General features: G+C 71.5%; 23 protein-coding genes and 1 pseudogene. 11 read left to right on the plus strand and 13 right to left on the minus strand.

Annotated features, from left to right (window positions below; genetic code table 11):
* Nucleotides 1–31: 31 nt before the first annotated feature.
* Genes OG386_RS19510 through OG386_RS19545 form a run of 8 tightly spaced genes read right to left on the minus strand, consistent with a single transcriptional unit; the run spans nt 32 to nt 6900 of the window.
* A complete protein-coding gene (locus OG386_RS19510) occupies nt 32–2074 on the minus strand; it encodes an NADH-quinone oxidoreductase subunit 5 family protein (protein WP_328789211.1) in 2043 nt (680 codons plus the stop codon).
* Nucleotides 2071–2418 carry an NADH-quinone oxidoreductase subunit NuoK gene (gene nuoK, locus OG386_RS19515; RefSeq protein ID WP_328789212.1) on the minus strand — a complete coding sequence of 116 codons (348 nt, stop codon included), beginning with the start codon at nt 2416–2418 and terminating at the stop codon, nt 2071–2073. The genes OG386_RS19510 and nuoK overlap by 4 nt, the downstream gene beginning before the upstream one ends.
* Complete coding sequence (locus OG386_RS19520) at nt 2418–2999, minus strand: NADH-quinone oxidoreductase subunit J family protein (RefSeq protein ID WP_384828651.1); 582 nt, start codon at nt 2997–2999, stop codon at nt 2418–2420. The genes nuoK and OG386_RS19520 overlap by 1 nt, the downstream gene beginning before the upstream one ends.
* Before the next feature lie 14 nt (nt 3000–3013).
* Nucleotides 3014–3622, minus strand: a complete 609-nt coding sequence (locus OG386_RS19525; protein WP_328789214.1) for a NuoI/complex I 23 kDa subunit family protein — start codon at nt 3620–3622, stop codon at nt 3014–3016.
* Complete coding sequence (locus OG386_RS19530) at nt 3622–4587, minus strand: complex I subunit 1/NuoH family protein (RefSeq protein ID WP_030013132.1); 966 nt, start codon at nt 4585–4587, stop codon at nt 3622–3624. Before OG386_RS19530 ends, OG386_RS19525 begins: the two co-directional genes overlap by 1 nt.
* A complete protein-coding gene (locus OG386_RS19535; protein ID WP_328789215.1) occupies nt 4584–5897 on the minus strand; it encodes an NADH-quinone oxidoreductase subunit C in 1314 nt (437 codons plus the stop codon). The genes OG386_RS19530 and OG386_RS19535 overlap by 4 nt, the downstream gene beginning before the upstream one ends.
* Nucleotides 5894–6502, minus strand: coding sequence for an NADH-quinone oxidoreductase subunit B (locus tag OG386_RS19540; protein ID WP_327383793.1), 609 nt, complete (start codon nt 6500–6502; stop codon nt 5894–5896). Before OG386_RS19540 ends, OG386_RS19535 begins: the two co-directional genes overlap by 4 nt.
* Nucleotides 6493–6900 carry an NADH-quinone oxidoreductase subunit A gene (locus tag OG386_RS19545; RefSeq protein WP_030388327.1) on the minus strand — a complete coding sequence of 136 codons (408 nt, stop codon included), beginning with the start codon at nt 6898–6900 and terminating at the stop codon, nt 6493–6495. The genes OG386_RS19540 and OG386_RS19545 overlap by 10 nt, the downstream gene beginning before the upstream one ends.
* Before the next feature lie 147 nt (nt 6901–7047).
* Here OG386_RS19545 and OG386_RS19550 point away from each other — a divergent pair, with 147 nt between their 5' ends.
* The 7 genes from OG386_RS19550 (at nt 7048) to OG386_RS19580 (ending at nt 16802) form a co-directional block, all read left to right on the plus strand.
* Complete coding sequence (locus OG386_RS19550; protein WP_328789216.1) at nt 7048–8238, plus strand: sensor histidine kinase; 1191 nt, start codon at nt 7048–7050, stop codon at nt 8236–8238.
* 345 nt (nt 8239–8583) lie between these two features.
* Nucleotides 8584–9885, plus strand: a complete 1302-nt coding sequence (locus tag OG386_RS19555) for a sensor histidine kinase (protein WP_328789217.1) — start codon at nt 8584–8586, stop codon at nt 9883–9885.
* Between the two features lie 324 nt (nt 9886–10209).
* Nucleotides 10210–10869 (plus strand): response regulator transcription factor, encoded by a 660-nt coding sequence (locus OG386_RS19560; RefSeq protein ID WP_030016724.1) that lies wholly within the window; start codon nt 10210–10212, stop codon nt 10867–10869.
* A gap of 151 nt (nt 10870–11020) precedes the next feature.
* Nucleotides 11021–12964, plus strand: a complete 1944-nt coding sequence (locus OG386_RS19565; RefSeq protein ID WP_328789218.1) for a 2-oxoacid:acceptor oxidoreductase subunit alpha — start codon at nt 11021–11023, stop codon at nt 12962–12964.
* Nucleotides 12957–14036: a 2-oxoacid:ferredoxin oxidoreductase subunit beta gene (locus tag OG386_RS19570; protein WP_328789219.1), complete on the plus strand. Its 1080-nt coding sequence runs from the start codon at nt 12957–12959 to the stop codon at nt 14034–14036. The genes OG386_RS19565 and OG386_RS19570 overlap by 8 nt, the downstream gene beginning before the upstream one ends.
* 241 nt (nt 14037–14277) lie before the next feature.
* The gene (gene rarD / locus OG386_RS19575; RefSeq protein WP_328789220.1) at nt 14278–15225 is read left to right on the plus strand and encodes an EamA family transporter RarD; all 948 of its coding nucleotides are present in this window, start codon (nt 14278–14280) and stop codon (nt 15223–15225) included.
* A 260-nt stretch (nt 15226–15485) separates the two neighbouring features.
* Nucleotides 15486–16802 (plus strand): M28 family metallopeptidase, encoded by a 1317-nt coding sequence (locus tag OG386_RS19580; protein WP_327383800.1) that lies wholly within the window; start codon nt 15486–15488, stop codon nt 16800–16802.
* Between the two features lie 13 nt (nt 16803–16815).
* On the opposite strand, the gene OG386_RS19585 is transcribed toward OG386_RS19580, so the two are convergent.
* The 4 genes from OG386_RS19585 to OG386_RS19600 form a co-directional block, all read right to left on the minus strand.
* Nucleotides 16816–17232, minus strand: a complete 417-nt coding sequence (locus OG386_RS19585; protein WP_266603778.1) for a hypothetical protein — start codon at nt 17230–17232, stop codon at nt 16816–16818.
* Entirely contained in the window at nt 17229–17432 is a 204-nt protein-coding gene (locus OG386_RS19590) for a ribbon-helix-helix domain-containing protein (protein ID WP_223835884.1), read from the minus strand. Before OG386_RS19590 ends, OG386_RS19585 begins: the two co-directional genes overlap by 4 nt.
* 106 nt (nt 17433–17538) lie before the next feature.
* A complete protein-coding gene (locus OG386_RS19595) occupies nt 17539–18759 on the minus strand; it encodes a LolA family protein (protein WP_328789221.1) in 1221 nt (406 codons plus the stop codon).
* Nucleotides 18760–18981: 222 nt separating this feature from the next.
* Nucleotides 18982–19992 (minus strand): polyprenyl synthetase family protein, encoded by a 1011-nt coding sequence (locus OG386_RS19600; protein WP_327383803.1) that lies wholly within the window; start codon nt 19990–19992, stop codon nt 18982–18984.
* Nucleotides 19993–20193: 201 nt separating this feature from the next.
* On the opposite strand from OG386_RS19600, the pseudogene OG386_RS19605 reads away from it, so the two are divergent.
* Together OG386_RS19605 and OG386_RS19610 are read left to right on the plus strand one after the other, a co-directional pair.
* A pseudogene (locus tag OG386_RS19605) lies at nt 20194–20470 on the plus strand (peptide MFS transporter); the annotation flags it as partial.
* Between the two features lie 207 nt (nt 20471–20677).
* Complete coding sequence (locus OG386_RS19610; RefSeq protein WP_328789222.1) at nt 20678–22681, plus strand: CocE/NonD family hydrolase; 2004 nt, start codon at nt 20678–20680, stop codon at nt 22679–22681.
* A gap of 134 nt (nt 22682–22815) precedes the next feature.
* Here OG386_RS19610 and OG386_RS19615 read toward each other — a convergent pair whose 3' ends face one another.
* On the minus strand, nt 22816–23634 hold the full coding sequence (locus tag OG386_RS19615) for an HAD family hydrolase (RefSeq protein WP_328789223.1): 819 nt from the start codon (nt 23632–23634) through the stop codon (nt 22816–22818).
* Between the two features lie 339 nt (nt 23635–23973).
* On the opposite strand from OG386_RS19615, the gene fahA reads away from it, so the two are divergent.
* Together fahA and OG386_RS19625 are read left to right on the plus strand one after the other, a co-directional pair.
* Complete coding sequence (gene fahA, locus OG386_RS19620; RefSeq protein WP_328789224.1) at nt 23974–25197, plus strand: fumarylacetoacetase; 1224 nt, start codon at nt 23974–23976, stop codon at nt 25195–25197.
* Nucleotides 25198–25336: 139 nt separating this feature from the next.
* Complete coding sequence (locus OG386_RS19625; protein WP_328789225.1) at nt 25337–26107, plus strand: GntR family transcriptional regulator; 771 nt, start codon at nt 25337–25339, stop codon at nt 26105–26107.
* Nucleotides 26108–26141 lie beyond the last annotated feature (34 nt).

Raw genomic sequence — 26141 nt, forward strand, 5'->3', positions numbered from 1 at the left:
GGGCTGATATCAATCACGGCTGACTCACGGCTCACGATCCGACGTTGACGTTGGCGAGGACGGCGGTGGCGATCGCCAGGACCACGGCGCCGGCGAGCAGGGCGCTCAGGTAGCTCTGCACGTTGCCGGTCTGGGCACGGCGTACGAGGCTGCCGAGCAGCTGGGTGCCGGTGCCCGCGCCGCGGACGTACGTGTCCACGACCTCGCGGTCGAGGAAGCGGACGAGGCTCGCGGCGGCCCGGACGGGCCGGACGAACAGTCGGTCGTAGACGGCGTCGAGGTGGAAGCCGACGGCCGCGTGGCGGTGTAGCGGGCCGAGGAACGCCTTGCCGGGGTCGGCGGCGGGGCCGGTCGGGACGGCGGGGTGATCGTGGGTCACCTCGGCCACCTCGGGGGCTTCCGCGGCGGATTCGGCGGCGGCGACAGCGACGGCGGCGGCGGGCACTGCGGTTTCGGTACCGGCTGCGGCGCCGGCTCCCGTGCCGGCGGCGGTCGCGAGGACGGCCTTCGCCGAGGCGCGCTGCCAGAGGGCGTAGGTGAGCATCGCGCCGATGGCCGCGGCGCCCGTGCCGAGCACCGAGGTGACCAGGGTCGGGGTGAGTTCCCCGCCGTCGAACCAGTCGGAGATGGGGCCGGCCGCGAGGCCGAAGCCGATCGACGGGATCGCCAGCAGCCACAGCACGCCGGTCATGGCGAGGGGCTCCTTGCCGTGGTCGGGGGCGGCGACGCCCCGGCCCCGGAAGGCCATCAGCCACAGCCGGGTGGCGTAGGCGGCGGTGAGCAGGGCGGTCAGCAGACCGGCGACGAGCACCAGCCAGCCGGCGGCGCTGGGCACGAACTCCGAGTGGCCGGTCGCGGTGTGCTCGGCGGCGACGAGGACGGCTTCCTTGGAGAAGAAGCCGGCGAAGGGCGGGACCGCGGCGAGCGCGAGCAGCGCGATCGTCATCGTCCAGAAGGCGTCGGGGATGCGCTTGGCCAGGCCGTCCATCCGGGACATGACGCCCAGGGAGTTCGTACCGGCGGCGTGGATGATCACGCCGGCGCCGAGGAAGAGGAGCGCCTTGAAGGCGCCGTGGGACAGGAGGTGGAACACGGCGGCGCCGCGGTCACCGACAGCCAGGGCGCCGATCATGTAGCCGAGCTGGCCGATCGTGGAGTAGGCGAGCACCCGCTTGATGTCGTCCTGGGCGATGGCGGCCAGGCCGGAGCCGACCATCGTGACCGCCGCCATCACGGCCATGACCACCAGCGTGGCCCCGGAGGCTGCGAAGACGGGCAGGAGGCGGGCGATGAAGTAGACGCCGGCGGCGACCATCGTCGCGGCGTGGATCAGCGCCGAGACCGGGGTGGGGCCCGCCATGGCGTCGGGGAGCCAGGTGTGCAGGGGGAACTGCGCGGACTTGCCCGCGACACCGGCGAGCAGGAGCAGCCCGATCAGGGTCGGGTGGTCGAGTCCGCCCGCGGCGACGGTGCCGAGGATCTTCGGGATCTCGAAGGAACCGGCATCGGCGGCGAGCGCGAACAGACCGATCAGGAAGGGGACGTCGCCGAGCTTGGTGACGAGGAAGGCCTTCAGGGAAGCGGAGCGGGCCGCTTCGGTCTCCCAGTAGTGGCCGACCAGGAAGTACGAGCAGATGCCCATGACCTCCCAGCCGACCAACAGCACCATCAGGTCGCCGGAGTAGACGACGAGCAGCATGGCGGAGGTGAACAGTGAGACGAGAGCGGCATACGACGGGTAGCGCGGGTCCTCACGCAGGTACGCCGTCGAGTACAGCTGTACGCAGGTGGCGACGACCCCGACCAGGACGGCGACCAGTGCGGCGAAGCCGTCGATGTAGAGCGAGAGGTCGATCGGCACCGAGCCGGTCGGGGTCAGCTCGGTCGCGGCGCTGATCGTCTCGCCGCCGCCCTGGCGGACGGCGACGAGTACGGCCAGTACGGCGGCGCCGAGCGTCGGCAGGATGGCGAGCGGCCGGACGAACCCGGGGGCGCTGCGGCCGAGCAGCAGTCCCGCCACCGCGCCCAGGAAGGGGAGCAGCGGGACGAGGACGGCGAGGGTCGTGGTGCTCACGCGGTGACCTCGCTCGGGTTGTTCGCGGCGGGCTCGTGGCCCTCGGCGGTGTCGCGCAGCCGGTCGACGTCGGAGCTGCCCCGGTTGCGGTACACCATCAGCACGATCGCGAGGCCGATGCCGATCTCGGCGGCGGCGATGGCGATGGTGAAGAGGGTGAGGGCCTGGCCGGCGTGCAGGGCGTCGCGCAGCCAGACGTCGAAGGCCACCAGGTTGAGGTTGACGGCGTTGAGCATCAGCTCGACGGACATCAGGACCAGGATGGCGTTGCGGCGGGCGAGTACGCCGTACAGGCCCGTGCAGAAGAGGAGCGCCGCGAGTACGGCGGGGTAGGCGAGGTGCATCAGCGCTGCCCCTTGTCGCTGGTGTCGCTGGCGTCGGTGGATTCGTTCCTGCGGGACAGCACGATGGCGCCGATCAGGGCTGCGAGGAGGAGGACGGAGAGCGCCTCGAACGGCAGCACCCAGTGTTGGAAGAGGATCTCGCCGGAGACCTTGGTGGAGCCCTGGGCCGGTCCGTCGAGGTCGATCCAGGTGGTGCGGAAGGCGTCGACGACCACCCAGACCAGGGACACGGCCGCGACGACGGCGACGCCGAGCGCGATCCAGCGGTTGCCGGAGTCCGCGTCCGGGGAGCGGCCGATGGGGGCCTTGGTGAGCATCAGCCCGAAGAGGAGGAGGACGACCACGGAACCGAGGTAGATGAGGACCTGGACCCAGGCGATGAACTCTGCGGTCAGCAGCAGGTACTCGACGGCGATGCCGCCGAGCGCGACGACCAGCCACAGGGCGGCGTGCACCAGCTGCTTGGTGGTGACCGTGACGAGGGCCGCGCCGAGGGTGGCGAGTCCGACGAGGACGAAGGCGATCTCGACGCCGGTCGGGGAGAGGAACCCGGGCCCGGTGGTGGTGGCGGCTGCGGCCAGGGTGGCGGCGGGGCTCACGCGTCTCCCTCCGGGGTCGGGTTGGTCGGCGGTTCGGTCTCGGCCGCCTGGGCGGCGGCTTCGGCGGCGGCCGCTGCCGCCGCGGCTGCGGCTTCGGCCTTCTCCACCGCCTTGCGGGCGGCGGCGATCTCCTTGGGCTCCTCGGCCGCCGGGTCCAGCGCGGGCGGCGCCGGGACGGTCCACATCCATTCGCGGAGCTTGTCGCGCTCGTGGGTCAGTTCGTGGATGTCGGTCTCCGCGTACTCGAACTCCGGCGACCAGAAGAGGGCGTCGAAGGGGCACACCTCGATGCAGATCCCGCAGTACATGCAGAGGGAGAAGTCGATGGCGAAGCGGTCGAGGACGTTGCGGCTGCGCTCGCGGCCACCGGGGGTGGAGGCCGGGACCGTCTCCTTGTGGGAGTCGATGTAGATGCACCAGTCGGGGCACTCACGGGCGCAGAGCATGCAGACGGTGCAGTTCTCCTCGAACAGACCGATGACCCCGCGGGAGCGGGGCGGCAGTTCGGGCTGGACCTCGGGGTACTGGGCGGTGTGCGAGCGCTTCGTCATGGTGCGCAGCGTGACGGCCAGGCCCTTGGCCAGGCCGGATCCGGGGATGGGCATTACTGGATCGCCACCTTCACGATGCCGGTGAGCGCGATCTGGGCGAGCGCGAGCGGGATGAGCGTGGTCCAGGCGAGCTTCTGGAGCTGGTCCTCGCGCAGGCGCGGGTAGCTCACGCGGAGCCAGATCACGACGAAGGCGAGGATCGCGATCTTGAGCAGGGTCCAGACCCAGCCGAGGTCGTCGCCGAAGGGGCCGTGCCAGCCGCCGAGGAAGAGGACGGTGGTCAGGGCGCAGAGGACGACGATGCCGGCGTACTCGGCGAGGAGGAACAGTGCGAAGCGCAGGCCGGTGTACTCGGTGTACGCGCCGAAGATGATCTCGGAGTCGGCGACGGGCATGTCGAAGGGGGGCCGCTGCAGTTCGGCGAGGCCGGCGGTGAAGAAGACGAGCGCGCCGACGATCTGCCAGGGCAGCCACCACCACTCGAAGGCCTCGACGATCCCGGGGAGGGAGACCGTACCGGCCGCCATGGCGACGGAGGCGGCGGCGAGCAGCATCGGGAGCTCGTAGGCGAGCAGCTGGGCTGCGGTGCGCAGGCCGCCGAGCAGGGAGAACTTGTTCGCGGAGGCCCAGCCGGCCATCAGGGAGCCGAGGACTCCGACGCCCATGACGGCGAGCGCGAAGAACAGGCCCGCGTCGATGACCTGGCCGACGGCGCCCTCACCCGGGCCGATGGGGATGGCCAGGAGGACGAGGAGGTAGGGCAGCAGGGCGACGGCGGGGGCGAGCTGGAAGATCCGGCGGTCGGCGCCCGCCGGGACGATGTCTTCCTTCTGCGCGAACTTCACGCCGTCGGCGACGAGCTGGGCCCAGCCGTGGAAGCCGCCGGCGTACATGGGACCGAGGCGGCCCTGCATGTGGGCCATCACCTTGTGCTCGGTCTGCCCGACGACGAGCGGGAGCACGAGGAAGACGGCGAAGACGACGATCAGCCGCAGGGCGACGTCGAGGACGTCGTTCACGCGTCGCCTCCGTTGTCGGTGGTGGGGTCGGTCTCGGGCTCGGCCGGGCGCCGCTCGGGGGCGGGTCCGGCCTTCGGGGTGGGTCCGGGCTCGGTCTTACGAGCGGGCTCGGTCTTAGGAGCGGGCTCGGGGGCCGGCTCGTCGAAGGCGGGCTTCGGGTCGTGCCAGGGGGCGTCGGAGCTGCGGGGGGCGGGTCGGCGCGGGGCGCGGGGCGCGGGCTCCGTTGCCGGAGCGCCGGCGTCCGGGGCGGCCGGCTCCGTGCCCGGATCCTGGCTCGCGGAGCCGTCCGCTGCCGAGCGGGTGCGACGGGCCGGGCGGGCCGGGGCTTCGGGAGCCTCCGCGCCCGGAGCGGACGCGTCCGTACCCGGGGCCTCCGGAGCCGGGGCAGCCTCTGCGGCCTGGCTCGCCGAGCCGTCGGCCGCCGAGCGGGTGCGACGGGCCGGGCGGGCCGGGGCTTCGGGAGCCTCCGCGCCCGGAGCGGACGCGTCCGGCGCGGACGTCTCGGATGCCTGGCTCGCCGAGCCTTCCGACACCGAGCGGGTGCGGCGCGGCGGGCGGGGGGCGGACTCCACGCCCGCCTCGGTGGCCGCGCCCGCCGGGGGCTGGGTGGCCGAGCCCTCGGTGACCGAGCGGGTACGCCGGACCGGTGCGCCCTCGCGCGGGGTGCGCGCCGCTGCGCCCGCCGCACCGGCCGCACGCGGGGTGCGGGCCGGCCGGGACGGGGCCGGCGGGAGCTGGCCCTTCATCGGGCCCCAGTCGTTGGGGTCCGGCACGCCCGGCGGGAGCATCTGGCGGCGCTTGGGCGCGTCCGGGTCGTGCGCCTCGCCGGGCTCCTTGGCGCCGGGCCAGGCCTTGGCGACGCGCGCGGCCAGGACGAAGTCCTTGCGCAGCGGGTGGCCCTCGAAGTTCTCCGGGAGGAGGAGGGGAACCAGGTGCGGGTGGTCGGTGAAGGTCACCCCGAACATCTCGAACGTCTCGCGCTCGTGCCATTCCGCCCCCGCGTAGACCGCGACCGCGGAAGGCAGGGAGGCGGCGCTGTGCGGGACGGTCGTGCGCAGCAGCAGCCGGCGCACCCGGTGGTTCTCCAGCGACACGACGTGCGCGCAGATCCGGAAGCCGGTGCCGGGCTCGTCCACCGCACTCAGCCAGTCGAAGTACGTGCAGCCCAGCTTGTCCCGGGCGATTTCCAGGGCGGGGATCCAGCTACCGACGGGCACGTCCACCGTGAGGACGTCGTACGAGAACTCGGCGACGGCCTCGGCGCCGAAGACCGTTGCCGCCGCGTCGGGAAGGGAGTCGTAGAGGTTCACGCGCCGGCCCCCTGTGCGGGTGCCGGCGGGGGCGTGACCAAGCCGCTCGTCAGCTGGGACACGGACGGCCCGGTCGCGTAGCGCTCGGCCAGCGACTCGCGGGCGATCTTCTCCTGGAGCTTGAGGATGCCCTGGAGGAGGGCTTCGGGGCGCGGCGGGCAGCCCGGCACGTAGACGTCGACCGGGATGATCTGGTCGACGCCCTTCGTCACCGAGTACGAGTCCCAGTAGGGGCCGCCGCAGTTGGAGCAGGCACCGAAGGAGATGACGTACTTCGGCTCCGGCATCTGCTCGTAGAGCCGCTTCACCGCCGGGGCCATCTTGTCCGTGACGGTGCCCGAGACGATCATGAGGTCTGCCTGGCGGGGTCCCGGCGCGAAGGGGATCACACCGAGCCGGATGAAGTCGTGCCGGGCCATGGACGCGGCGATGAACTCGATCGCGCAGCAGGCCAGGCCGAAGTTGAACACCCACAGGCTGTACCGGCGGCCCCAGTTCAGGACCACCTTCATCGGTTCCGGGGCCAGGCGGGAGAGGACTCCGAGGCGCTTGGGCTCCGGGAGCAGCACGCCCTCGGTCGGCGTCACAGCCGGTGTCACGTCCATTCGAGGACGCCCTTCTTGTACGCATAGAGCAGGCCGACGGCCAGGAAGCCCAGGAAGATGAACATCTCCACCAGCGTCGTGGCGCCGTAACCGGCGGCGGCGAACACCGTCGCCCACGGGAACAGGAAGATCGAGTCGACGGCGAAGATGACGTAGAGGAACGCGTAGACGTAGTAGCGGACCTGGGTGTGCGCCCAGCCCTCGCCGACCGGGTCCACACCGCATTCGTAGGTCAGCAGCTTCTCGGGGGTCGGGACGACGGGTCGCAGCAGGCGACCCGCGCCGAAGGCGACGGCCACGAAGAGCACACCGAGGACGGCCAGTAGACCGACGACCGAATAACTCCGGAAGTAGTCCGCCGCGAGCACGGTTACGGTCGATACCGTCGGTTCAGGCACGTCCGTTCCTCGCTCCTCGGTCACTGTCGACGATCTGGTACGGACGGGAGTCTAGGGCCTGCCTCACACGGGGTGGGGTTATCCCCCGTTCACAGCACCCCGGCCACCCCATGGCATGAGCGGGTCGTACTTGACAGGGTGTGGCGCATGACCATGAGCCATGCCGTACCCGACAACGATCGACCTCCCCCCGTACGCGCCGTCTTCAGCGTCGTGACGTGGAAGGAGATCGCCCATCTGGTGAGCAACCTGCCGTTGGCGATCGTCGGTTTTGTTTACGCGGTTGTCATGGTTTCCACGGCCGGCGGTCTTTCCGTGACCGCGGTCGGAATTCCCCTGCTCGCGTGCGGTCTGTATCTGTCTCGGCAATTGGGACGGCTGGACCGGGCGCGCGCCCGTGGGCTGCTGGGCGTACGGGTGGACGAGCCGACCCCGATCCCCGGTCCGAAGCGGTCCGGTGGATTCTTCCCCTGGCTGTGGACGAGCATCAAGGACCCGGTGGGCTGGCGGACGGTGCTGTACCAGCTGATCCGGTTGCCGTGGGGAGTACTCACCTTCACGGTAGCGCTGACCGGCCTGTTCGTGCTGTGGCCGGTGCTGCCGTACCTGGTGCGGCTGATGGCGAACGTGGACCGGGCGATGGTACGGGGGCTGCTGTCGCCCTCCGAGGACCTGGAGCGGCGGATCGCGGAGCTGGAATCCGACCGGGGAGTCGTGGTCGACACGGCGGCGGCCGACCTGCGGCGCATCGAGCGGGATCTGCACGACGGGGCGCAGGCCCGGCTGGTCGCGCTGGCGATGGGGCTGGGCCTGGCGAAGGAGAAGCTGCTGGAGGACCCGGAGGGCGCGGCGGCGATGGTCGACGAGGCGCACGGGGAGGTCAAGCTGGCCCTGCAGGAGCTGCGGGACCTCGCGCGGGGGATCCACCCGGCGGTGCTGACGGACCGGGGGCTGGACGCGGCGCTTTCGTCGGTGGCGGCGCGGTGCGTGGTGCCGGTGAAGGTGGCGGTGGATCTGCCGGCGGATCCGCCGGGGGCGCGGCCGGCGGAGGCGATCGAGGGGATCGCGTACTTCGTGGTGTCCGAGCTGCTGCAGAACGTGAGCAAGCACGCGGGGCCGGGGGCGCGGGGCGCGACGGTGGAGGTGTGGCGGGCGGGGGCGCGGCTGATGATCCGGGTGTCGGACGACGGTCGGGGCGGGGCGAGTCCCTCCGGGGGGAGTGGGCTGGCGGGGCTCGCGGAACGGTTGGGCGCGGTGGACGGGGTGCTGGTGGTGGACTCGCCCGCGGGGGCGGGGACCGTGGTCACGGCCGAGCTGCCGTGGCGGGACCGGGGGTAGGCCAGGCCCCGGGCCCCGTTGTTTCGTAGGTGCGCGGGACTCCCGTCCGGGGTGGGTGGGGGTCCCGCTCGCGTGTGCGGTGCCGTGCGCCTCGCCGGCGGGGCCGCAGGGGTGGACCGGGTCCTGTTTCGCGCGTCTGGTGCCGCGCCGCTTCCCAGGGCTCCGCCCCGGACCCCCGCGCCTCAAACGCCGGCGGGGCTGGATTGGGCGGTGCCTCGGATGCGGGCGGGGGTGAGGGGGTGGGGTTAACCCCCCGGTGGAGATGCCTACCCGCCGCATGGTTGTGGGGGGCGGGGGCCGGCAGGGTGGGGGTGTAACGGAGGACCGGAAGGGCGGGTCGGGATCATGGACAACGGCACGGGAACGGGCGGCGGGATCGGCGCGGTGCTGCGGGCGCCGGTCGAGGGGCGGACCTGGCGGGAGTTCGGGTACCTGCTGATCGGGCTGCCGCTGAGCACGCTGTACTTCTCGCTCGTCATCACCGGCGTGAGCCTCGGCGCCGGACTGCTCGTCACCTTCCTCGGCGTTCCGGTCCTCGCCGGCATGCTCGCCATGTGCCGCGGCTTCGGGCACGTGGAGCGGGCCCGGGTGCGCGCGCTGCTCGGGGCGGACATCGCCGCCCCCGCGCCGATCCGGGCGAAGAAGCCCGGGCCGCTGGCCGCCATGGGTGCACTGCTCAAGAGCGGGAGCGCCTGGCGCCACGCGCTGTACTCGGTCATCCACTTCCCGTGGGCGGTGTTCTCCTTCTGCCTGTCCCTGGTGCTCTGGGCGTGCGGGTGGGCGTACCTGCTGTACCCGCTCTGGTTCTGGGTCTTCCCGGCCTTCACCGACCAGCCCGGTCTGCAGCTCTTCCAGAACGACGACTACGCCTTCTACCTCGACTCGCCCGTCAGGATCGCCCTCGCCAGCCTCGTCGGGCTGGCGATCACCCTCGCCACCCCGTGGGTGATCCGCGCCCTGACCACCGTCGACCGGGTCATGGTCGGCGGGCTGCTCGGGGCGTCCAGCCTGGCCACCCGCGTCAGCGAGCTGGAATCCGACCGCGGGGTGGTCGTGGACACGGCGGCCGCCGACCTGCGGCGCATCGAGCGGGACCTGCACGACGGGGCGCAGGCCCGGCTGGTGGCGCTGGCGATGGATCTGGGGCTGGCGAAGGAGAAGCTGACCGAGGATCCGAAGGCCGCCGCCCGGATGGTGGACGAGGCGCACGGCGAGGTGAAGATCGCCCTCCAGGAGCTGCGCGACCTGGCCCGCGGGATCCACCCGGCCGTGCTGACCGACCGTGGACTGGACGCGGCGCTGTCCTCGGTGGCCTCGCGGTGTGCGGTGCCGGTACGCGTGGCCGTGGACCTGCCGGCCCGGCCCGCGGCGGCGATCGAGGGGATCGCGTACTTCACGGTCTCGGAGCTGCTGCAGAACGTCAGCAAGCACGCGCTGGCCCGGTCGGCGTCGGTGGACGTGTGGAAGTCCGGGGACCGGCTGCTGATCCAGGTCGCCGACGACGGCCGGGGCGGGGCCGGACCGCGGGAGGGGACGGGGCTGGCGGGGCTGACCGAGCGGCTGGACGCCGTGGACGGGGTGCTGGTCGTCGACTCCCCCGCCGCGGGCGGGACGACGGTCACGGCCGAGCTGCCCTGGCGCCCGTAGGGCTCGGCGGAGGTTCGGGCCGGACCCCGCGGGTCCAACCCGGACCGGACCGGCCCCTGCCCGGCCCAACCCGGACCGGACCGGACCGAGAGACGCTCCCCCACCGACGCGAGGGCCGGGCCTGGTGGCCCGGCCCTCGCGCAACTCCCGGCGCGCGCAGCGCCCGTTTGCGGTATGCGACCTTCCAGTAGGCGAAAACTCCCCCCGTACGGCGACGTGTTGTCCCGGCTCTGCCTTCAGCGGGACTCAAGGCTGGGATGCTTGGCTGAGTCGGGCAGTACGGGAACGAGTGGACGCGGGAGCTGCTGAGTCGTGGAAGACAGGGTGCGGGTGGTCATCGCCGAGGATTCAGTGCTGCTGCGTGAGGGCCTGACCCGGTTGCTGACCGACCGGGGGCATGACGTCGTGGCGGGCGTCGGGGACGCAGAGGCCCTGATCAAGACGGTGGCGGACCTGGCTGCCGAGGGTGCGCTGCCGGATGTGGTGGTGGCGGACGTGCGGATGCCGCCGACCCACACCGACGAGGGTGTGCGGGCGGCCGTGCGGCTGCGCCGCGACCACCCCGGGATAGGTGTGCTCGTACTGTCCCAGTACGTGGAGGAGCAGTACGCCACCGAGCTGCTGGCCGGTTCCAGCACCGGGGTGGGGTATCTGCTCAAGGACCGGGTGGCCGACGTGCGGGAGTTCCTGGACGCGGTGGTGCGGGTGGCCCGGGGCGGTACGGCCCTGGACCCCGAGGTCGTCGCCCAGCTGCTGGGTCGCAGCCGGAAGCAGGACGTGCTGGCGGGCCTGACCCCGCGCGAGCGCGAAGTGCTCGGGCTGATGGCCGAGGGCCGGACGAATTCCGCCGTGGCGAAGCAGCTGGTCGTGAGCGACGGAGCGGTGGAGAAGCACGTCAGCAACATCTTCATGAAATTGGGCCTTTCGCCGAGTGACGGGGATCACCGGCGAGTACTGGCCGTTCTCACCTATCTGAAATCTTGATCGACTGACACTCTGTCAGATATGGCATACCGGCAGGGCCGTCTCAAGGGGCGGTCCTACGGTCCAGAATGTGGCCGCTCCTGGGGCCCTGATCCCTACGGACGTAGGGTTGGTTCCGGGGGTGCTCACGCCTCGAAGGAGGTCCAGTTCAGTGACCAGCCAGGTCAGCAGCCCAGCCGAGCAGGCCGACGGGGCCGGGGGTGCGGTTGTCGGTGGACAGCGCACCCCGGAGAGTCCGGGCGGCAAGGAAGTGCGCCGCCTCGATCGTGTGATCATCCGATTCGCGGGTGACTCCGGTGACGGTATGCAGCTCACCGGTGACCGCTTCACCTCGGAAACGGCGTCCTTCGGGAACGACCTGTCGACGCTGCCGAACTTCCCCGCCGAGATCCGCGCCCCCGCCGGAACCCTCCCGGGCGTCTCCTCCTTCCAGCTCCACTTCGCCGACCACGACATCCTCACCCCGGGCGATGCCCCGAACGTGCTGGTGGCGATGAACCCGGCGGCCCTGAAGGCGAACATCGCGGACCTGCCGCGCGGCGCGGAGATCATCATCAACACGGATGAGTTCACCAAGCGCCCCATGGCCAAGGTCGGCTACGCCACCTCGCCGCTGGAGGACGGCTCCCTCGACGCCTACAGCCTGCACCCGGTACCGCTGACCACCCTGACGGTCGAGGCACTGAAGGAGTTCGGTCTCTCCCGCAAGGAGGCCGAGCGCAGCAAGAACATGTTCGCGCTGGGCCTGCTGTCGTGGATGTACCACCGGCCCACCGAGGGCACCGAGAACTTCCTGCGACAGAAGTTCGCGAAGAAGCCCGAGATCGCCGAGGCGAACGTCGTCGCCTTCCGGGCCGGCTGGAACTTCGGGGAGACGACCGAGGACTTCGCGGTCTCCTACGAGGTCGCCCCCGCCACCCGCGCCTTCCCCACCGGCACCTACCGCAACATCTCCGGGAACCTGGCCCTCTCCTACGGTCTCGTCGCCGCGAGCGAGCAGGCCGACCTGCCCCTCTACCTGGGCTCCTACCCGATCACCCCGGCCTCGGACATCCTGCACGAGCTGTCGAAGCACAAGAACTTCGGCGTGCGGACCTTCCAGGCCGAGGACGAGATCGCCGGCATCGGCGCGGCGCTCGGAGCGGCCTTCGGCGGCGCGCTCGGGGTGACCACCACGTCCGGCCCCGGTGTGGCGCTCAAGTCGGAGGCGATCGGCCTCGCGGTGTCGCTGGAGCTTCCGCTGCTGGTCGTGGACATCCAGCGCGGCGGCCCGTCCACCGGGCTGCCGACCAAGACGGAGCAGGCGGACCTCCTCCAGGCCATGTTCGGCCGCAACGGCGAGGCCCCCGTCCCGATCGTGGCTCCGCGGACGCCCGCGGACTGCTTCGACGCCGCCCTCGAGGCGGCCCGGATCGCGCTCACCTACCGGACCCCGGTCTTCCTGCTCTCCGACGGCTACCTCGCCAACGGGTCCGAGCCCTGGCGGATCCCGGAGGTCGCCGACCTGCCCGACCTGAAGGTCAAGTTCGCCACCGGTGCGAACCACACCCTGTCCGACGGCACCGAGGTGTTCTGGCCGTACAAGCGGGACCCGGAGACCCTCGCCCGGCCCTGGGCCATCCCCGGCACCCCCGGCCTCGAACACCGCATCGGCGGCATCGAGAAGCAGGACGGCACCGGCAACATCTCCTACGACCCGGCCAACCACGACCTCATGGTCCGCACCCGCCAGGCCAAGGTCGACGGCATCCGGGTGCCCGACCTCGACGTCGACGACCCGGACGGCGCCACCACCCTGGTCCTGGGCTGGGGTTCCACCTACGGCCCCATCACCGCGGCCGTCCGCCGGCTGCGGAACGCCGGACTCCCCATCGCCCAGGCCCACCTGCGCCACCTCAACCCCTTCCCCAGGAATCTCGGCGGGGTCCTGGAGCGTTACGAGAAGGTAGTGGTGCCGGAGATGAACCTCGGGCAGCTCGCCACCCTGATCCGGGCGAAATACCTGGTCGACGCCCAGTCGTACAACCAGGTCAACGGAATGCCGTTCAAGGCGGAGCAGCTCGCCACGGTTCTCAAGGAGGCCATCGATGACTGAGGTGACGGAGGCGACCGACGGGGCGCGGACCCTGCTCTCGCTGGTACCCAAGGCCGAGAGCAAGCAGTCGATGAAGGACTTCAAGTCGGACCAGGAGGTCCGCTGGTGCCCCGGTTGCGGTGACTACGCCGTGCTGGCCGCAGTTCAGGGCTTCATGCCCGAACTGGGCCTCGCGAAGGAGAACATCGTCTTCGTCTCGGGCATCGGCTGCTCCTCCCGCTTCCCGTACTACATGAACACGTACGGGATGCACTCCATCCACGGCCGCGCCCCGGCCATCGCCACCGGCCTCGCCACCTCCCGCCGCGACCTGTCCGTCTGGGTGGTCACGGGCGACGGCGACGCGCTGTCCATCGGCGGCAACCACCTCATCCATGCGCTGCGCCGCAACGTCAACCTGAAGATCCTGCTCTTCAACAACCGGATCTACGGGCTGACCAAGGGCCAGTACTCCCCCACCTCCGAGGTCGGCAAGATCACCAAGTCGACGCCGATGGGCTCGCTGGACGCGCCCTTCAACCCGGTGTCGCTGGCGATCGGGGCCGAGGCCTCCTTCGTCGCCCGGACCGTCGACTCCGACCGCAAGCACCTCACCGAGGTGCTGCGCCAGGCGGCCGACCACCAGGGCACGGCGCTCGTGGAGATCTACCAGAACTGCAACATCTTCAACGACGGCGCCTTCGAGGTGCTCAAGGACAAGGACCAGGCGCTGGAAGCCGTGATCCGGCTGCAGGACGGGCAGCCGATCCGCTTCGGCGCGGACGACGCGAAGGGTGTCGTCCGCAATCCGGCCACCGGAGACCTCGAGGTCGTGGACGTCACCGCGGCCAACGAGGCGCGGATCCTGGTGCACGACGCGAAGAACGCCAGCGCCACCACCGCTTTCGCGCTCTCCCGCCTCGCCGACCCCGACACGCTGCACCACACCCCGATCGGGGTGTTCCGCAGCGTGGAGCGGCCCGTCTACGACACCCTCATGGCCGACCAGCTCGACGCTGCCATCGACCGCAGCGGCAAGGGCGACCTCGGGGCGCTGCTGGCCGGCAACGACACCTGGACGGTCGTCGGCTAGCGCGCACCGCCGACACGTGACGGGGCCCGGATCCTGCGCCAGGATCCGGGCCCCGTCGCGTGTCGGCACGCCCCGGGGCCTCGCGGGCCTCGCGGGGCCTCCCGGGCCTCGCTCGCACCGGGGCCCTGCTCGGCGCGCGGGCCCCGAAAGGTGTCAGGAGTATCTCTTGGCTACGGGCATGACATCTGGGCCGTACGGCGATACCGTCGTGAAGTTGGCTGGAAGTCATACAGGAGGCCCCGTGAAGGCGGAGAACGAGCAGCGCACGGGTTTGCTCTACGGATTCGGCGCATACGGAATGTGGGGGCTGGTCCCCCTCTTCTGGCCGCTCCTCAAGCCCTCCGGGGCGATCGAGATCCTCGCCCACCGCATGGTGTGGTCCCTGGCCGCGGTCGGTCTGGCGCTGCTCGCGCTGCGCCGCTGGGGCTGGATACGGGAGCTGCTCCACCAGCCCCGCAAGCTCGGCCTGACCGCGCTGGCCGCCGCGGTGATCAGCGTGAACTGGGGCCTCTACATCTGGGCCGTCAACAACGAGAACGTCGTCGAGGCCAGCCTCGGCTACTTCATCAATCCCCTGGTCAGCATCGCCATCGGCGTGCTGGTGCTCGGTGAGCGGCTGCGCCGGGCGCAGTGGGTGGCGGTCGGCCTGAGTTTCGTCGCCGTGCTGGTGCTCGCCATCGGCTACGGACGGCCGCCGTGGATCTCGCTGATCCTCGCCTTCTCCTTCGCCACGTACGGGCTGATCAAGAAGAAGCTCGACATGGGCGGCCTGGAGTCGCTGACCGCCGAGACGGTCGTACTGTTCCTGCCCGCGCTCGGATACGTCCTGTGGCTCGGCGCGCAGGGCCAGTCCACCTTCGCCTCGCACGGTGTCGGCCACTCGCTCCTGCTGGCCTCGACCGGGCTGGTCACGGCGGTCCCGCTGGTGTTCTTCGGGATGGCAGCGGTCCGAGTCCCGCTGTCCACCCTCGGGCTGCTCCAGTACATGGCCCCGCTGTTCCAGTTCGGGCTCGGCGTCCTGTACTTCCACGAGGCCATGCCGCCCGAGCGCTGGGCGGGCTTCTCCCTGGTGTGGGCCGCGCTCGTGATCCTCACCTGGGACGCGCTGCGTACGGCGCGGCGGTCCCGGATCAGACTGGCGGCAGCAGCGCCGGCCGTCCTGGCCACGCCGGCCCGCGAGCCCGCGTAGCACCCGCCCGCGCAGCACCCGCCGGCGAGCCCGCCCAGCACCGCCCGCGGGGCTCGCGCCGGCAAACCCCACACCCTCGATCCCCGGTACGGACCACCCGTACCGGGGATCGTCCGTTTTCCGAACTGCCCTGACCGAATTGTGGTCTTGACGGACAGTCATACTCTCGCTGAACATCAGGCTCGCACTGACGCACTAACGCTCACCCGCTCTATCCCCACTCGTTCCGTCAAATCCCCGCGGAATCTCGGAGCCCCCACATGAGCCTGTCCGTCTCCCGGCGCCTTGCTGCCGTGACCGCGTTCGCGGTCGCCGGCCTGTTCGCCTCCGCCGTCCCCGCTGCACTCGCCGCACCCACGGCGGTCGCCGCGGCGCCGACACCGCCCGACATACCGCTGGCCAACGTCAAGGCCCACCTGTCACAGCTCTCGACCATCGCCGCCAACAACGGCGGCAACCGCGCCCACGGCAGGGCCGGCTACAAGGCCTCCATCGACTACGTGAAGGGCAAGCTCGACGCGGCCGGCTTCACGACCACCCTGCAGACCTTCACCTCCAGCGGCGCCACCGGCTACAACCTGATCGCCGACTGGCCGGGCGGCGACCCGAACTCGGTCCTGATGGCCGGGTCGCACCTGGACTCGGTGACCGCGGGCGCCGGCATCAACGACAACGGCTCCGGCAGCGCGGCCGTCCTGGAAACCGCCCTCGCCGTCTCCCGGGCCGGTCTGCAGCCCACCAAGCACCTGCGGTTCGGCTGGTGGGGCGCGGAGGAGCTGGGCCTGATCGGCTCGAAGTACTACGTCAACAACCTGCCGGCGGCCGAGAAGGCGAAGGTCTCGGGCTACCTGAACTTCGACATGATCGGCTCGCCGAACCCGGGCTACTTCGTCTACGACGACGACCCGACGATCGAGCAGACCTTCAAGAACTACTACGCCGGCCTCGGCATCCCGACCGAGATCGAGACCGAGGGCGACGGCCGCTCCGACCACGCCCCCTTCAAGAGCGCGGGCATCCCCGTCGGCGGCCTGTTCTCCGGCGCCGACTACACCAAGACGGCGGCTCAGGCGCAGAAGTGGGGCGGCACCTCCGGTCAGGCCTTCGACCGCTGCTACCACTCCTCCTGCGACAGCCTGACGAACATCAACGACACCGCCCTGGACCGCAACTCCGACGCCGTCGCCTACGCGATCTGGACGCTCGGGGCGGCCACTCCGGTCCCGCCGGGCCAGTCCTTCGAGAACACGACGGACGTGAACGTCCCGGACTCCCCCGCGGCGGCGGTGTCCTCGCCGATCACGGTCTCCGGCGTGACGGGCAACGCGCCCGCGACCACCAAGGTCGACGTGAACATCGTCCACACCTACCGCGGTGACCTGGTGGTCGACCTGGTCGCCCCCGACGGCACCGTCTACAACCTGCACAACCGCACGGGCGGCAGCGCCGACAACCTCGTCCAGACGTACACCGTCAACGCCTCCAGCGAGGTCGCCAACGGTGTCTGGAACCTCCGGGTCAAGGACACGGCGGCGCAGGACGTCGGCTACATCAACAGCTGGAAGATCACCTTCTAGGCCTTCCGCCTGCTCAGGCGTCCTCGGCGCGAGACTGCGAGGACGCCTGGAGCGGCCCCTGGATGCGGGCGCGCAGCTCCTCGGCCACGGCAGCGATGTCCGCGCGGCCCAGCTTCGCCGCCTCCACCAGGTCGCCGAGCTCCTCCGGCGAGGGCAGCTGCTTCGCCCCGGCCACCCGCAGGTACGAGCGGGTCGCGGCGGCCGCGTAGAACTCGTTCATCGGGGACTCCAGCGCCGGGCACACCGCGAGGGTGTGCAAAAACGCGGCGGCCCGCCACGCGGTGTCCGGGGCGGGCTGTTCGGGCACCAGGACGAGGTCGTTCTGGTGCCGGGCGACCGCGGCGGCCACCCCGGAGGGATCCCACACGGCGGGATCGGACGGGAGATGGTGGGCCAGAGCCGTCCAGGCCCACTCCATGGTGATCTTCAATTGCCGAACCGCTGCTGGAAGTAACCCCAGTGGTCGGCGAACTCCTCTATGCCGGAGAGGAAGTTCTTCCGGTCCTCGTCGAGTTCGCGCTCCGTGACTTCGGTGATCAGCGCGGTGACCGTCGTCCCCAGCGCCGCCGCACGCGCCTTCAGGCGTTCGTGGAACTCTTCGTCCAGGCGGATGGTGACGTGTCTCGACATGTCCAACACCGTACAGCGGGTGTGCTGTACGGGGAGCGGGAATGCCGCAAGGGTGGGCAGGGACACAGTCCCGACCCACCCCCGCGGCGGCCCGTCCGGCTAGCGATTACTTGTTGGCGTCGGCCGCCTTGACCAGCGCGTCCTTGGTGACCGCGCCGACGTAGACCTTGCCGTCGTCCGTGATCAGGGCGTTGACCAGGCGGGTCGACAGGACACGGCCCTCACCGAACTTCCCGGTGACCTTGTCCCCGAGGGAGTCGAGGAACTGCTTGGCCTCCTTCGGGGTGTTCTTGTCGTTCTCCAGGTCCTTCAGGCTCCGGTTCACGCCCGAGTCGATCCGGGCGATGGTCGACCAGCCCTCGCCGAGCACCTTCACGTCGCCCCTGCCGCCCGCGCCGCCGGCCAGATCGCCGAGGCCCGGGATGGACTCCAGCGCCTTGCGGTGCTCGTCCGCGCCGCCCTTGCCCTTGCCCGCCCCGTCCACGCCCTCGGTCACCTTGGCGTCCTTGGGGGCGGTGAAGGAGAAGGTGTCCGCGGCCGGCTTGGTGAAGTCGACCTTGGTGAAGCCGGCGTCCACGATCGGCTTGCCGCCCTGGGCGGACAGCAGCTGCACGCGCAGCGGCACGCCGTTCTTGGCGTCCACCGCGATCTGGACCGAGCCGACCGTGGAGCCGCTCTGCTTGGGCTTCAGCACCAGCTGGTAGGCGTCCCGGCCGGCCACCTGCGCCGTGTCACCCACGCTGACGTCCGTGGTGGGGCCGGCGGACTTCAGGATCTCCTCGGCCAGCTTCTGCGGCGAGGCGGCCAGCCGGTCGCCGGTCTTGTGCTCCTTGCCGCCGTCCTTGCCCTTGCCCTGGCCGGCCTCGGCGTTCTTCTCGTGGAAGACCTCGTTCGACTTGGAGTCGTAGCCCCACACGTCGTCGCCGTTGTGGATGAGGCTGTACTCGTCCTTGCCGTCGAGGAAGGTCAGCCGCTGGCGGTCCGGGCCGTCGGCCGCGACGCGCAGGGTGTGGCTGCCGTTCGCCAGCTGGGCGACCTTGTCCTCCGGGTTGGCGGAGCCGCCCGCGACGCCGCCGCCGCCGAGCAGCCCGCTCGCGATCTTCGGCAGCCCCAGGTCGGTGGTGATCCGGGCCGTGCCGGACAGCTGCTGCACGTCCGAGGCCGCGACCTTCTCGATGAGCTGCTGCGCCGTCACCTTCGGCAGGTCGGGCCCGCCGGCGTTGGCGAAGGCCGGGACCATCGCAACGGTCGCCGCGGCCACGCCCGCCACCGCTACCGGTACGGCGTACCGGGCGGCCTTGCGGGAAGTCTTGGTGTTCGGTGCCATGTCAGTGCCCTGCCCTCTGTGTCGACTGCGGTGACCACCGTGTCGCCGCGCTCACCCGATCTGGTGGGGTTTGATGACTCCATCTGACCAAATCGGCGGCCGTGGGGCGTCAGCCCCCGGACGCAACTCGACGTACGCCCGTGGGATGACATGGAAAGGGCCCCCCTCCCCCGACCCGTAGGGGTCGCCGGGGCGGAAGGGCCCGTTCCGCAATCGTGGCCGTTACCCGGCGCGGTGCACCACCGCGTCGCAGAGCTCTTCGAGCGCCGACTTGGCGAAGCACTCCGGCAGCGGGGCCAGCATGGCCCGCGCGTCCTCCGCGTACTGGATGGTGTCGCGGCGGGCCCGCTCCAGGGCGGGGTGCGCCCGCAGCCGGGTGAGCACCTCGGCGTGGCGGGCGTCGTCCGTCAGGTCGCCGTCCAGGAGGCTCACGAGCTCCAGGTCCGCCGGGTCGCCGCCCTGGGCCGCCATCTCGCGCAGCCGCAGCACGGGCAGCGTCGGGATGCCCTCGCGCAGGTCGGTGCCCGGGGTCTTGCCGGACTCGTGCGCGTCGGAGGCGATGTCGAGGACGTCGTCGGCGAGCTGGAAGGCAGTGCCGAGCCGCTCGCCGTACTGGGTCAGGATGTCGACGACCGACTCGTCGGCGCCGGACATGAGCGCGCCGAAGCGGCCGGAGACCGCGATCAGCGAGCCCGTCTTGCCGGCGATGACGTCGAGGTAGTGGGCGACGGGGTCGCGGCCGTCGCGCGGGCCGGCCGTCTCCAGGATCTGACCCGTCACCAGCCGCTCGAAGGCCTCGGCCTGGATGCGTACGGCTTCCGGCCCGAGGTCGGCCAGGATGTGCGAGGCGCGGGCGAACAGGAAGTCACCCGTGAGGACCGCCACCGAGTTGCCCCAGCGGGCGTTGGCGCTCTCCACCCCGCGGCGGACGTCCGCCTCGTCCATGACGTCGTCGTGGTAGAGCGTCGCGAGGTGCGTGAGCTCGACGACGACGGCGGACGGCACGATGCCGGGCGCGTAGGGGTCACCGAACCGGGACGCGAGCATCACCAGCAGCGGCCGGAACCGCTTGCCTCCGGCCCGGACCAGGTGCTGTGCGGCCTCGGTGATGAAGGGGACTTCGCTCTTGGTGGCTTCCAGCAGACCCGCCTCGACGGCGGCCAGTCCGGCCTGGACATCGGTCTCAAGAGCCTGGTCCCGCACGCTCAGTCCGAACGGCCCGACGACGGTCACGAGGGGTACTCCTGTCTGCTGACGATCACGCTGACGATCACATGGATTGTCGATGTGTCGCTGCCATCACTCAAGCCAGCGTATCGGGTCTGTTTTCGATCACCGAGAGCGCCTTCCCGGCCACCCCCCGGCCACCACCCGCGCACTGTCCGATGAGCACCGGTATGTTCGGAAGGAGTCGAAACAACCGGAGAATGCGTTTTGCCCAGAACTGCTATCGATAGGGACGAGGCCGCGGATCCGGAGGCCGACCATCCGCCGCCTCGGGACGACCATGCCTTCCTCGGCCGTCCCCGGGGCCTCGCCACGCTCTCCGGGCTGGAAGTCTGGGAGCGCTTCTCGTTCCTGGGCATGCAGGCCGTCCTCGTCCTCTATGTCGCGGACACCGTGGCGAACGGCGGCCTGGGGATGGATCCGGGCACCGCGGCCTCCGTCTCGGCGGCCTACGGGACCATGGTCTACCTCGTCCCCGACGCGATGCGCCGCACCGTACGGCGGGTCGTCGGCGGCTGTCTCGCGTGCGCCGCACCCGCCACCCTTCTGGCCGTCATCGGACGGTTGACCACGGGCGGCCCGGCCGTGACGGCGCCGTGGCTGCGGCGCACGATGCACCCCGTCCGCTGAGGCCGGGTCGGGGCGAACGATCCGAGGCGAACGATCCGAGGCGATTGGCGGCTGAGACCAGATGATCATCCGTACCGACTTCCCGTACGGCACCACTCACGAGGATGTCCGGATCCCGCTGCCCGACGGTGTCGAGCTGTACGCGCGGATCTGGCGCCCGGTGACGGACGAGCCGGTTCCGGCCCTGCTGGAGTACCTCCCGTACCGACTCACCGACTGGACCTCGCCGCGCGACCGGCAGCGCCACCCCTGGTACGCGGGGCACGGCTACGCCTCCGTACGGGTGGACGTGCGCGGGCACGGCTGTAGCGGGGGCTTGCCGGGAGACGAGTACGACGCCCGTGAGCTGGCCGACGGCGTGGCGGTGGTGGAGTGGCTGGCGGCGCAGCCGTGGTGCACGGGGTCGGTGGGGATGTTCGGGATCTCGTGGGGCGGGTTCAACTCCCTCCAGATCGCGGCACTGGCCCCCGAGCCGCTGAAGGCGGTCGTCACCGTCTGCTCGACGGACGACCGGTACGACAACGACGTGCACTACATGGGCGGCTCGGTGCTCGCCGTGGACATGCACGCGTGGGCGGCGACCATGCTGGCCTTCGCCTCCCGGCCGCCGGACCCGCAGTTCGTCGGCGACGACTGGCGCCGGCAGTGGCTGGAGCGGCTGGAGGCGGTGGAGCCGCTGATCCACACCTGGCTCTCCCACCAGACGCGCGACGCCTACTGGCGCCACGGCAGCGTCTGCGAGGACTACCCTGCCGTCCGCGCGGCCGTGCTCGCGGTCGGCGGCTGGCACGACCCGTACCGGGACACCGTGCTGCGGCTGGTCGAACACCTGCCGCCCGCCCGCGTGCGGGGCCTGATCGGCCCCTGGTCGCACCAGTACCCGGACCGCGGCCTGCCGCCGGGACCGGCCATCGGCTTCCTGCAGGAGACCCTGCGCTGGTGGGACCACTGGCTGAAGGGCGCGGACAACGGGGTGATGGAGGAGCCGCTGCTGCGCAGCTGGATCAGCGACTCGCACCCGCCTGCGACGGTGTACGAGGAGCTCCCGGGCCGCTGGGTCGGCGAGAAGTCCTGGCCGTCGGCGTCCGTCATCCCCGTCCCGTACGTGTTCCAGGGCGCGCCGGTGGAGGTGGCCTCCCCGCAGCACACCGGGCTGGACGCGGGCCGGTTCTTCCCCTTCGGCAACGACGCCGACCTACCACCGGACCAGCGGGAGGAGGACGCGAAGTCGGCCTGCTTCGAGTTCCCGGTGGGGCGCGAGGAGCCGGTGGAGATCCTGGGACGGCCGTCGGTCACCCTGCGGCTGCGGCTCGACGTGCCGTACGGGCAGGTGGTCGCCCGGCTGTGCGACGTGGCCCCGGACGGCTCCTCGACGCTGGTCACGCGGGGCGCGCTGAACCTCTCGGCCCGCCGGGGCCGCGACCGGGCGCTGCCCTGGCCGGTGGGCGCGTACGAGGACGTCGCCTTCGAACTGAACGGCATCGGCCACGCCTTCGCGCCGGGACACCGGATCCGGCTCGCCGTGTCCTCCGCGTACTGGCCGTGGATCTGGCCGCGGGCCGGGTCCGAGGCCGGCTGGACCCTGGACCCGGCGGGCAGCGCGCTGACCCTGCCGGTGCGGGCGGGCTCCGCGGCGGACGGCGGGATCGTCTTCGAGGCCCCGGAGCAGGCGGAGCCGCTGGGTGTGGTCTTCCCCGCGACGCTGGACGAGCCGCGCCCGGAACGGCTGGTCGTGCGGGACGTCGCGCGCGGGACGTGGCGGCTGGAGGTGGACCCGCGGTACGGGGGCACCCGGGTGTACCCGGACGGCCTGGAGTACGGCGAGGACGCGGAGGAGGTGTACGAGATCCAGGACGCGGACGCGCTGTCGGCGCGGGCGCGGTCGCGGTGGCGGATCCGGCTCCACCGGCCGGAACTGGGCTGGGACGCGAGGGTGGAGACCCGGTCGGAGATCTCCTGCGACGAGGGCGGTTTCCTGACGTCGAACGAGGTGGTGTGCCGGGAGGGGGACGAGGTGGTCTTCCACCGGACGTGGGAACGCCGGCTGCCGCGCGCGGCGGGCTGAGCGGGGTCGCGGGCTGAGCAGTCGAACCGCCCTTGCGGGCGGTCCCGGGGCTCCGCCCCGGACTCCGCGCCTCAAACGTCGGCGGGGCCGGAACGGGCGCGGGGGTACGGGGGTGGAGCCCCCGGAAGCGGCGGTCAGCCGAAGAGCCGTTCCAGGACCACCGCGATGCCGTCGTCGTCGTTCGAGAGGGTGATCTCGTCGGCGACGGCCACCAGCTCGCGGTGCGCGTTCGCCATCGCCACCCCGTGGGCCGCCCACGCGAACATGGGGATGTCGTTCGGCATGTCCCCGAAGGCGATCGTCCGGGACGGGCAGACGCCGAGGACGTCCGCAGCCCGTGCGAGTCCGCTGGCCTTGTCGATGCCCGGCGGCTGGAGTTCCACGGTGTGCTCGCCCGCCATCGTGACGTTCACCAGGTGGCCGACCACCGACCGCGCCACCCGTGTCAGCTCGTCGTCGTCCAGCTCCGGGTGCTGGAGCAGCACCTTGTTGATCGGCGCCGACCACAGGTCGCAGCGCCGCGGGACGCGGACCGTCGGTAGGTGGGGGTGCCACATCCGGTAGCCCGGCCCTATCAGCATCTCCGCGTCCAGGCCCTCCTGGTTGACCGCCGCGTAGACCTCGCCGACCTCCGCCTCGATCTTGCCGAGGGCCACCTCGGCCAGCTCCCGGTCCATGGACACGGAGCGCAGCAGGCACCCGCGCGCCGCGTCGTATACCTGCGCGCCCTGCCCGCACACCGCGAGCCCCGTGTAGCCGAGCCGGTCCAGGACGTGTCGTACCTGGGGAACGGGGCGTCCGGTGACGATGATGTGCTGGGCGCCGGCCGTGCGCGCCGTCGCGAGCGCCTCGTACGAACGGGCGGAGACGGTGTCCCCGGCTTGCAGCAGAGTCCCGTCCAGGTCCGTGGCGATCAAGGCGTAGGGAAGGGCCGGAGGTGGGGCGGAAGTCACGACGCCTAGGATACGGACCCCTTTGGACAAGTCCTACAAATAGAGCAGGAATCCGGCCTCCCCCACGTCCCATCCGTCACTTTGATGCGCTCCCGCGTCGAGCGGGGCAGGGGCGGGGCAGGGAAGTGCACAACCCCGACCGTAGAGCCCTCGATCGACCGCACGCACCAAAAGATCAGATATGACCGGAACTGTGGATACCTGACCACAGGCGTCGTCCCGGGATGTGTTTCATCTCCGACCGGGTACCCGCGCGTTCCTGCGGGATCCTGAGTAGCGTGTCCCGCACCGTGTCTACCGGGACACCCCCGGACCGCGTCGAAAGCGAGGCAGTACCCCATGCCCCAGCAGAGCCCCCTCGATGTCCCCGAGGGCGACCCGTTCGGGCCGCACAACCTCCCCTACGGCGTCTTCTCGACCGCCGCGGACGACCGGCGACGGGTCGGCGTGCGCATCGGCGGATTCGTCCTCGACGCGGGGGCGGCCGCGGCCGCGCTCGGCTCCCCGTTCGCGGGCCTGCTCGGACGGGACTCCCTCAACCCGCTGCTGGGCGCCGGCCACACCGCCTGGCGCGACGTGCGCCGCGCGCTGACCGCCTGGGTGACCGACCCCGGCCACCGCCCCACCGTCGAGCCGCACCTGGTACCGCTCGACGAGGTCACCCTGCACCTCCCGTACGAGGTCGCCGACTACGTCGACTTCTACGCGAGCGAGCACCACGCCACCAACGTCGGGAAGATGTTCCGCCCGGACGGCGACGCCCTGACGCCCAACTGGAAGCACCTGCCCATCGGCTACCACGGCCGCTCCGGCACGATCGTGGTCTCCGGCACCGACGTCGTGCGCCCCAGCGGCCAGCGCAAGGCGCCCACCGACCCGGCGCCCGTCTTCGGCCCCTCCGTCAAGCTCGACATCGAGGCCGAGGTCGGCTTCGTCGTCGGCACCCCCTCCGAGCTGGGCCGCCCGGTGGCGCTGGGCGACTTCGAGGAGCACGTCTTCGGGCTGTTCCTGCTCAACGACTGGTCGGCGCGCGACATCCAGGCCTGGGAGTACGTGCCGCTCGGCCCGTTCCTCGGCAAGTCCTTCGCCACGTCCGTCTCCGCCTGGGTCACCCCGCTGGAGGCCCTCGACGCGGCACGCGTCGCCCCGCCCGCCCGGGACTTCCCGCTCCAGCCCTACCTGGACGACGCCGACTTCGACCGCCCCGGCGGCTTCGACCTGCGCATCACCGTCTCCATCAACGGGCAGGAAGTGGCGCAGCCGCCCTTCGCCACCATGTACTGGACGGCCGCCCAGCAGCTCGCCCACATGACCGTCAACGGCGCCTCCCTGCGCACCGGCGACGTCTTCGGCTCCGGCACCGTCAGCGGTCCCGAGGTCGGCCAGCGCGGCTCGCTGCTGGAGCTCACCTGGAACGGCCGCGACGCCATCGAGCTCACCGACGGCAAGCGCACCTTCCTGGAGGACGGGGACACCGTCACCCTCACCGCCTGGGCCCCCGGCCCGGACGGCACGCGCGTCGGCCTCGGCGAGGTCACCGGCCGCATCGTGGGCGCCCGCTAGTCCACCCTTCGGTCGTCGGGGTGGCGGATCTTTCCGCCACCCCGACGAAACCGCAGCTCAGAGCCCTGCGGAAGCGCCGTCAGGTGGCGCAACACTGCGGCAACACCACCGGCGCCGGGCCGCCGGTACGTTCCCTGCCATGCCAGCCGAACGAACCGCCACGCACACCGTCCCGGTCGCCGCCGCGCGCCGGCGGCGACTGCGCGCGGACCAGGCACGGCAGCTCGCCGACCTCCTGCGCCACCAGATCCTGGTGGGCGGCTACCCCAACGGGGTCCTCCCCCTGGAGGGAGAGCTCGCCGACTCCTACGGCGCCGGCCGCAACACCGTCCGCCAGGCCCTCGACCTGCTGCGCGGCGAGCGGCTCGTGGAGCGCCGCCCGGGCGTGGGCACCGTCGTGGTCTGCGAGAAGTACCCGCACGGCCTGGACCGCCTGCAAGGCCTGGCCGAGACCCTGAACGAGCACGGCCGGGTGACCAACGAGGTCCGCACCGTCGGCCCCGTCCGCGCCCCCGCCCCGGTCGCCGGGCGGCTCGGCCTGCCCGAGCACGCCGACGTGCTCTACATCGAACGGCTGCGGCGCCTCAACGGGCTGCCGCTCTCCCTCGACCTCACCTACGTCCCGATGGACATCGGCGCCGGACTGCTCGGCTGCGACCTGGAGAACACCGACGTCTTCCGGCTCCTGGAGCAGCTGACCGGGCAGCCGCTCGGGCACGCCGAGATCACCCTCGAGGCCGTCAACGCCGACGCGCACTCCGCCGCCGTCCTCCAGGCCCCGCGCGGGGCCGCCGTCCTGATGCTGGAGCGCCTCACCCACCTGGGCGACGGCCGGCCCGTGGACCTGGAGTTCATCCGCTTCCGCGGCGACCGGATCACCATGAGCGGCCTGCTGCGCCGCTCCCTCTGAACCCCCTCCGACACCGAACGTACCCACCTTCCTG

This window comes from Streptomyces sp. NBC_00273 (assembly GCF_036178145.1).
Taxonomy (GTDB): domain Bacteria; phylum Actinomycetota; class Actinomycetes; order Streptomycetales; family Streptomycetaceae; genus Streptomyces.

Bases quoted from the DNA above. Each gene is read 5' to 3' on its own strand.
- nuoK (WP_328789212.1), bottom strand. From the start codon at position 2,418: ATGCACCTCGCCTACCCCGCCGTACTCGCGGCGCTCCTCTTCTGCACG.
- OG386_RS19525 (WP_328789214.1), bottom strand. From the start codon at position 3,622: ATGCCCATCCCCGGATCCGGCCTGGCCAAGGGCCTGGCCGTCACGCTG.
- OG386_RS19540 (WP_327383793.1), bottom strand. From the start codon at position 6,502: ATGGACGTGACACCGGCTGTGACGCCGACCGAGGGCGTGCTGCTCCCG.
- OG386_RS19550 (WP_328789216.1), top strand. From the start codon at position 7,048: ATGACCATGAGCCATGCCGTACCCGACAACGATCGACCTCCCCCCGTA.
- OG386_RS19555 (WP_328789217.1), top strand. From the start codon at position 8,584: ATGGACAACGGCACGGGAACGGGCGGCGGGATCGGCGCGGTGCTGCGG.
- OG386_RS19570 (WP_328789219.1), top strand. From the start codon at position 12,957: ATGACTGAGGTGACGGAGGCGACCGACGGGGCGCGGACCCTGCTCTCG.
- OG386_RS19580 (WP_327383800.1), top strand. From the start codon at position 15,486: ATGAGCCTGTCCGTCTCCCGGCGCCTTGCTGCCGTGACCGCGTTCGCG.
- OG386_RS19590 (WP_223835884.1), bottom strand. From the start codon at position 17,432: ATGTCGAGACACGTCACCATCCGCCTGGACGAAGAGTTCCACGAACGC.
- OG386_RS19595 (WP_328789221.1), bottom strand. From the start codon at position 18,759: ATGGCACCGAACACCAAGACTTCCCGCAAGGCCGCCCGGTACGCCGTA.
- OG386_RS19610 (WP_328789222.1), top strand. From the start codon at position 20,678: ATGATCATCCGTACCGACTTCCCGTACGGCACCACTCACGAGGATGTC.
- fahA (WP_328789224.1), top strand. From the start codon at position 23,974: ATGCCCCAGCAGAGCCCCCTCGATGTCCCCGAGGGCGACCCGTTCGGG.
- OG386_RS19625 (WP_328789225.1), top strand. From the start codon at position 25,337: ATGCCAGCCGAACGAACCGCCACGCACACCGTCCCGGTCGCCGCCGCG.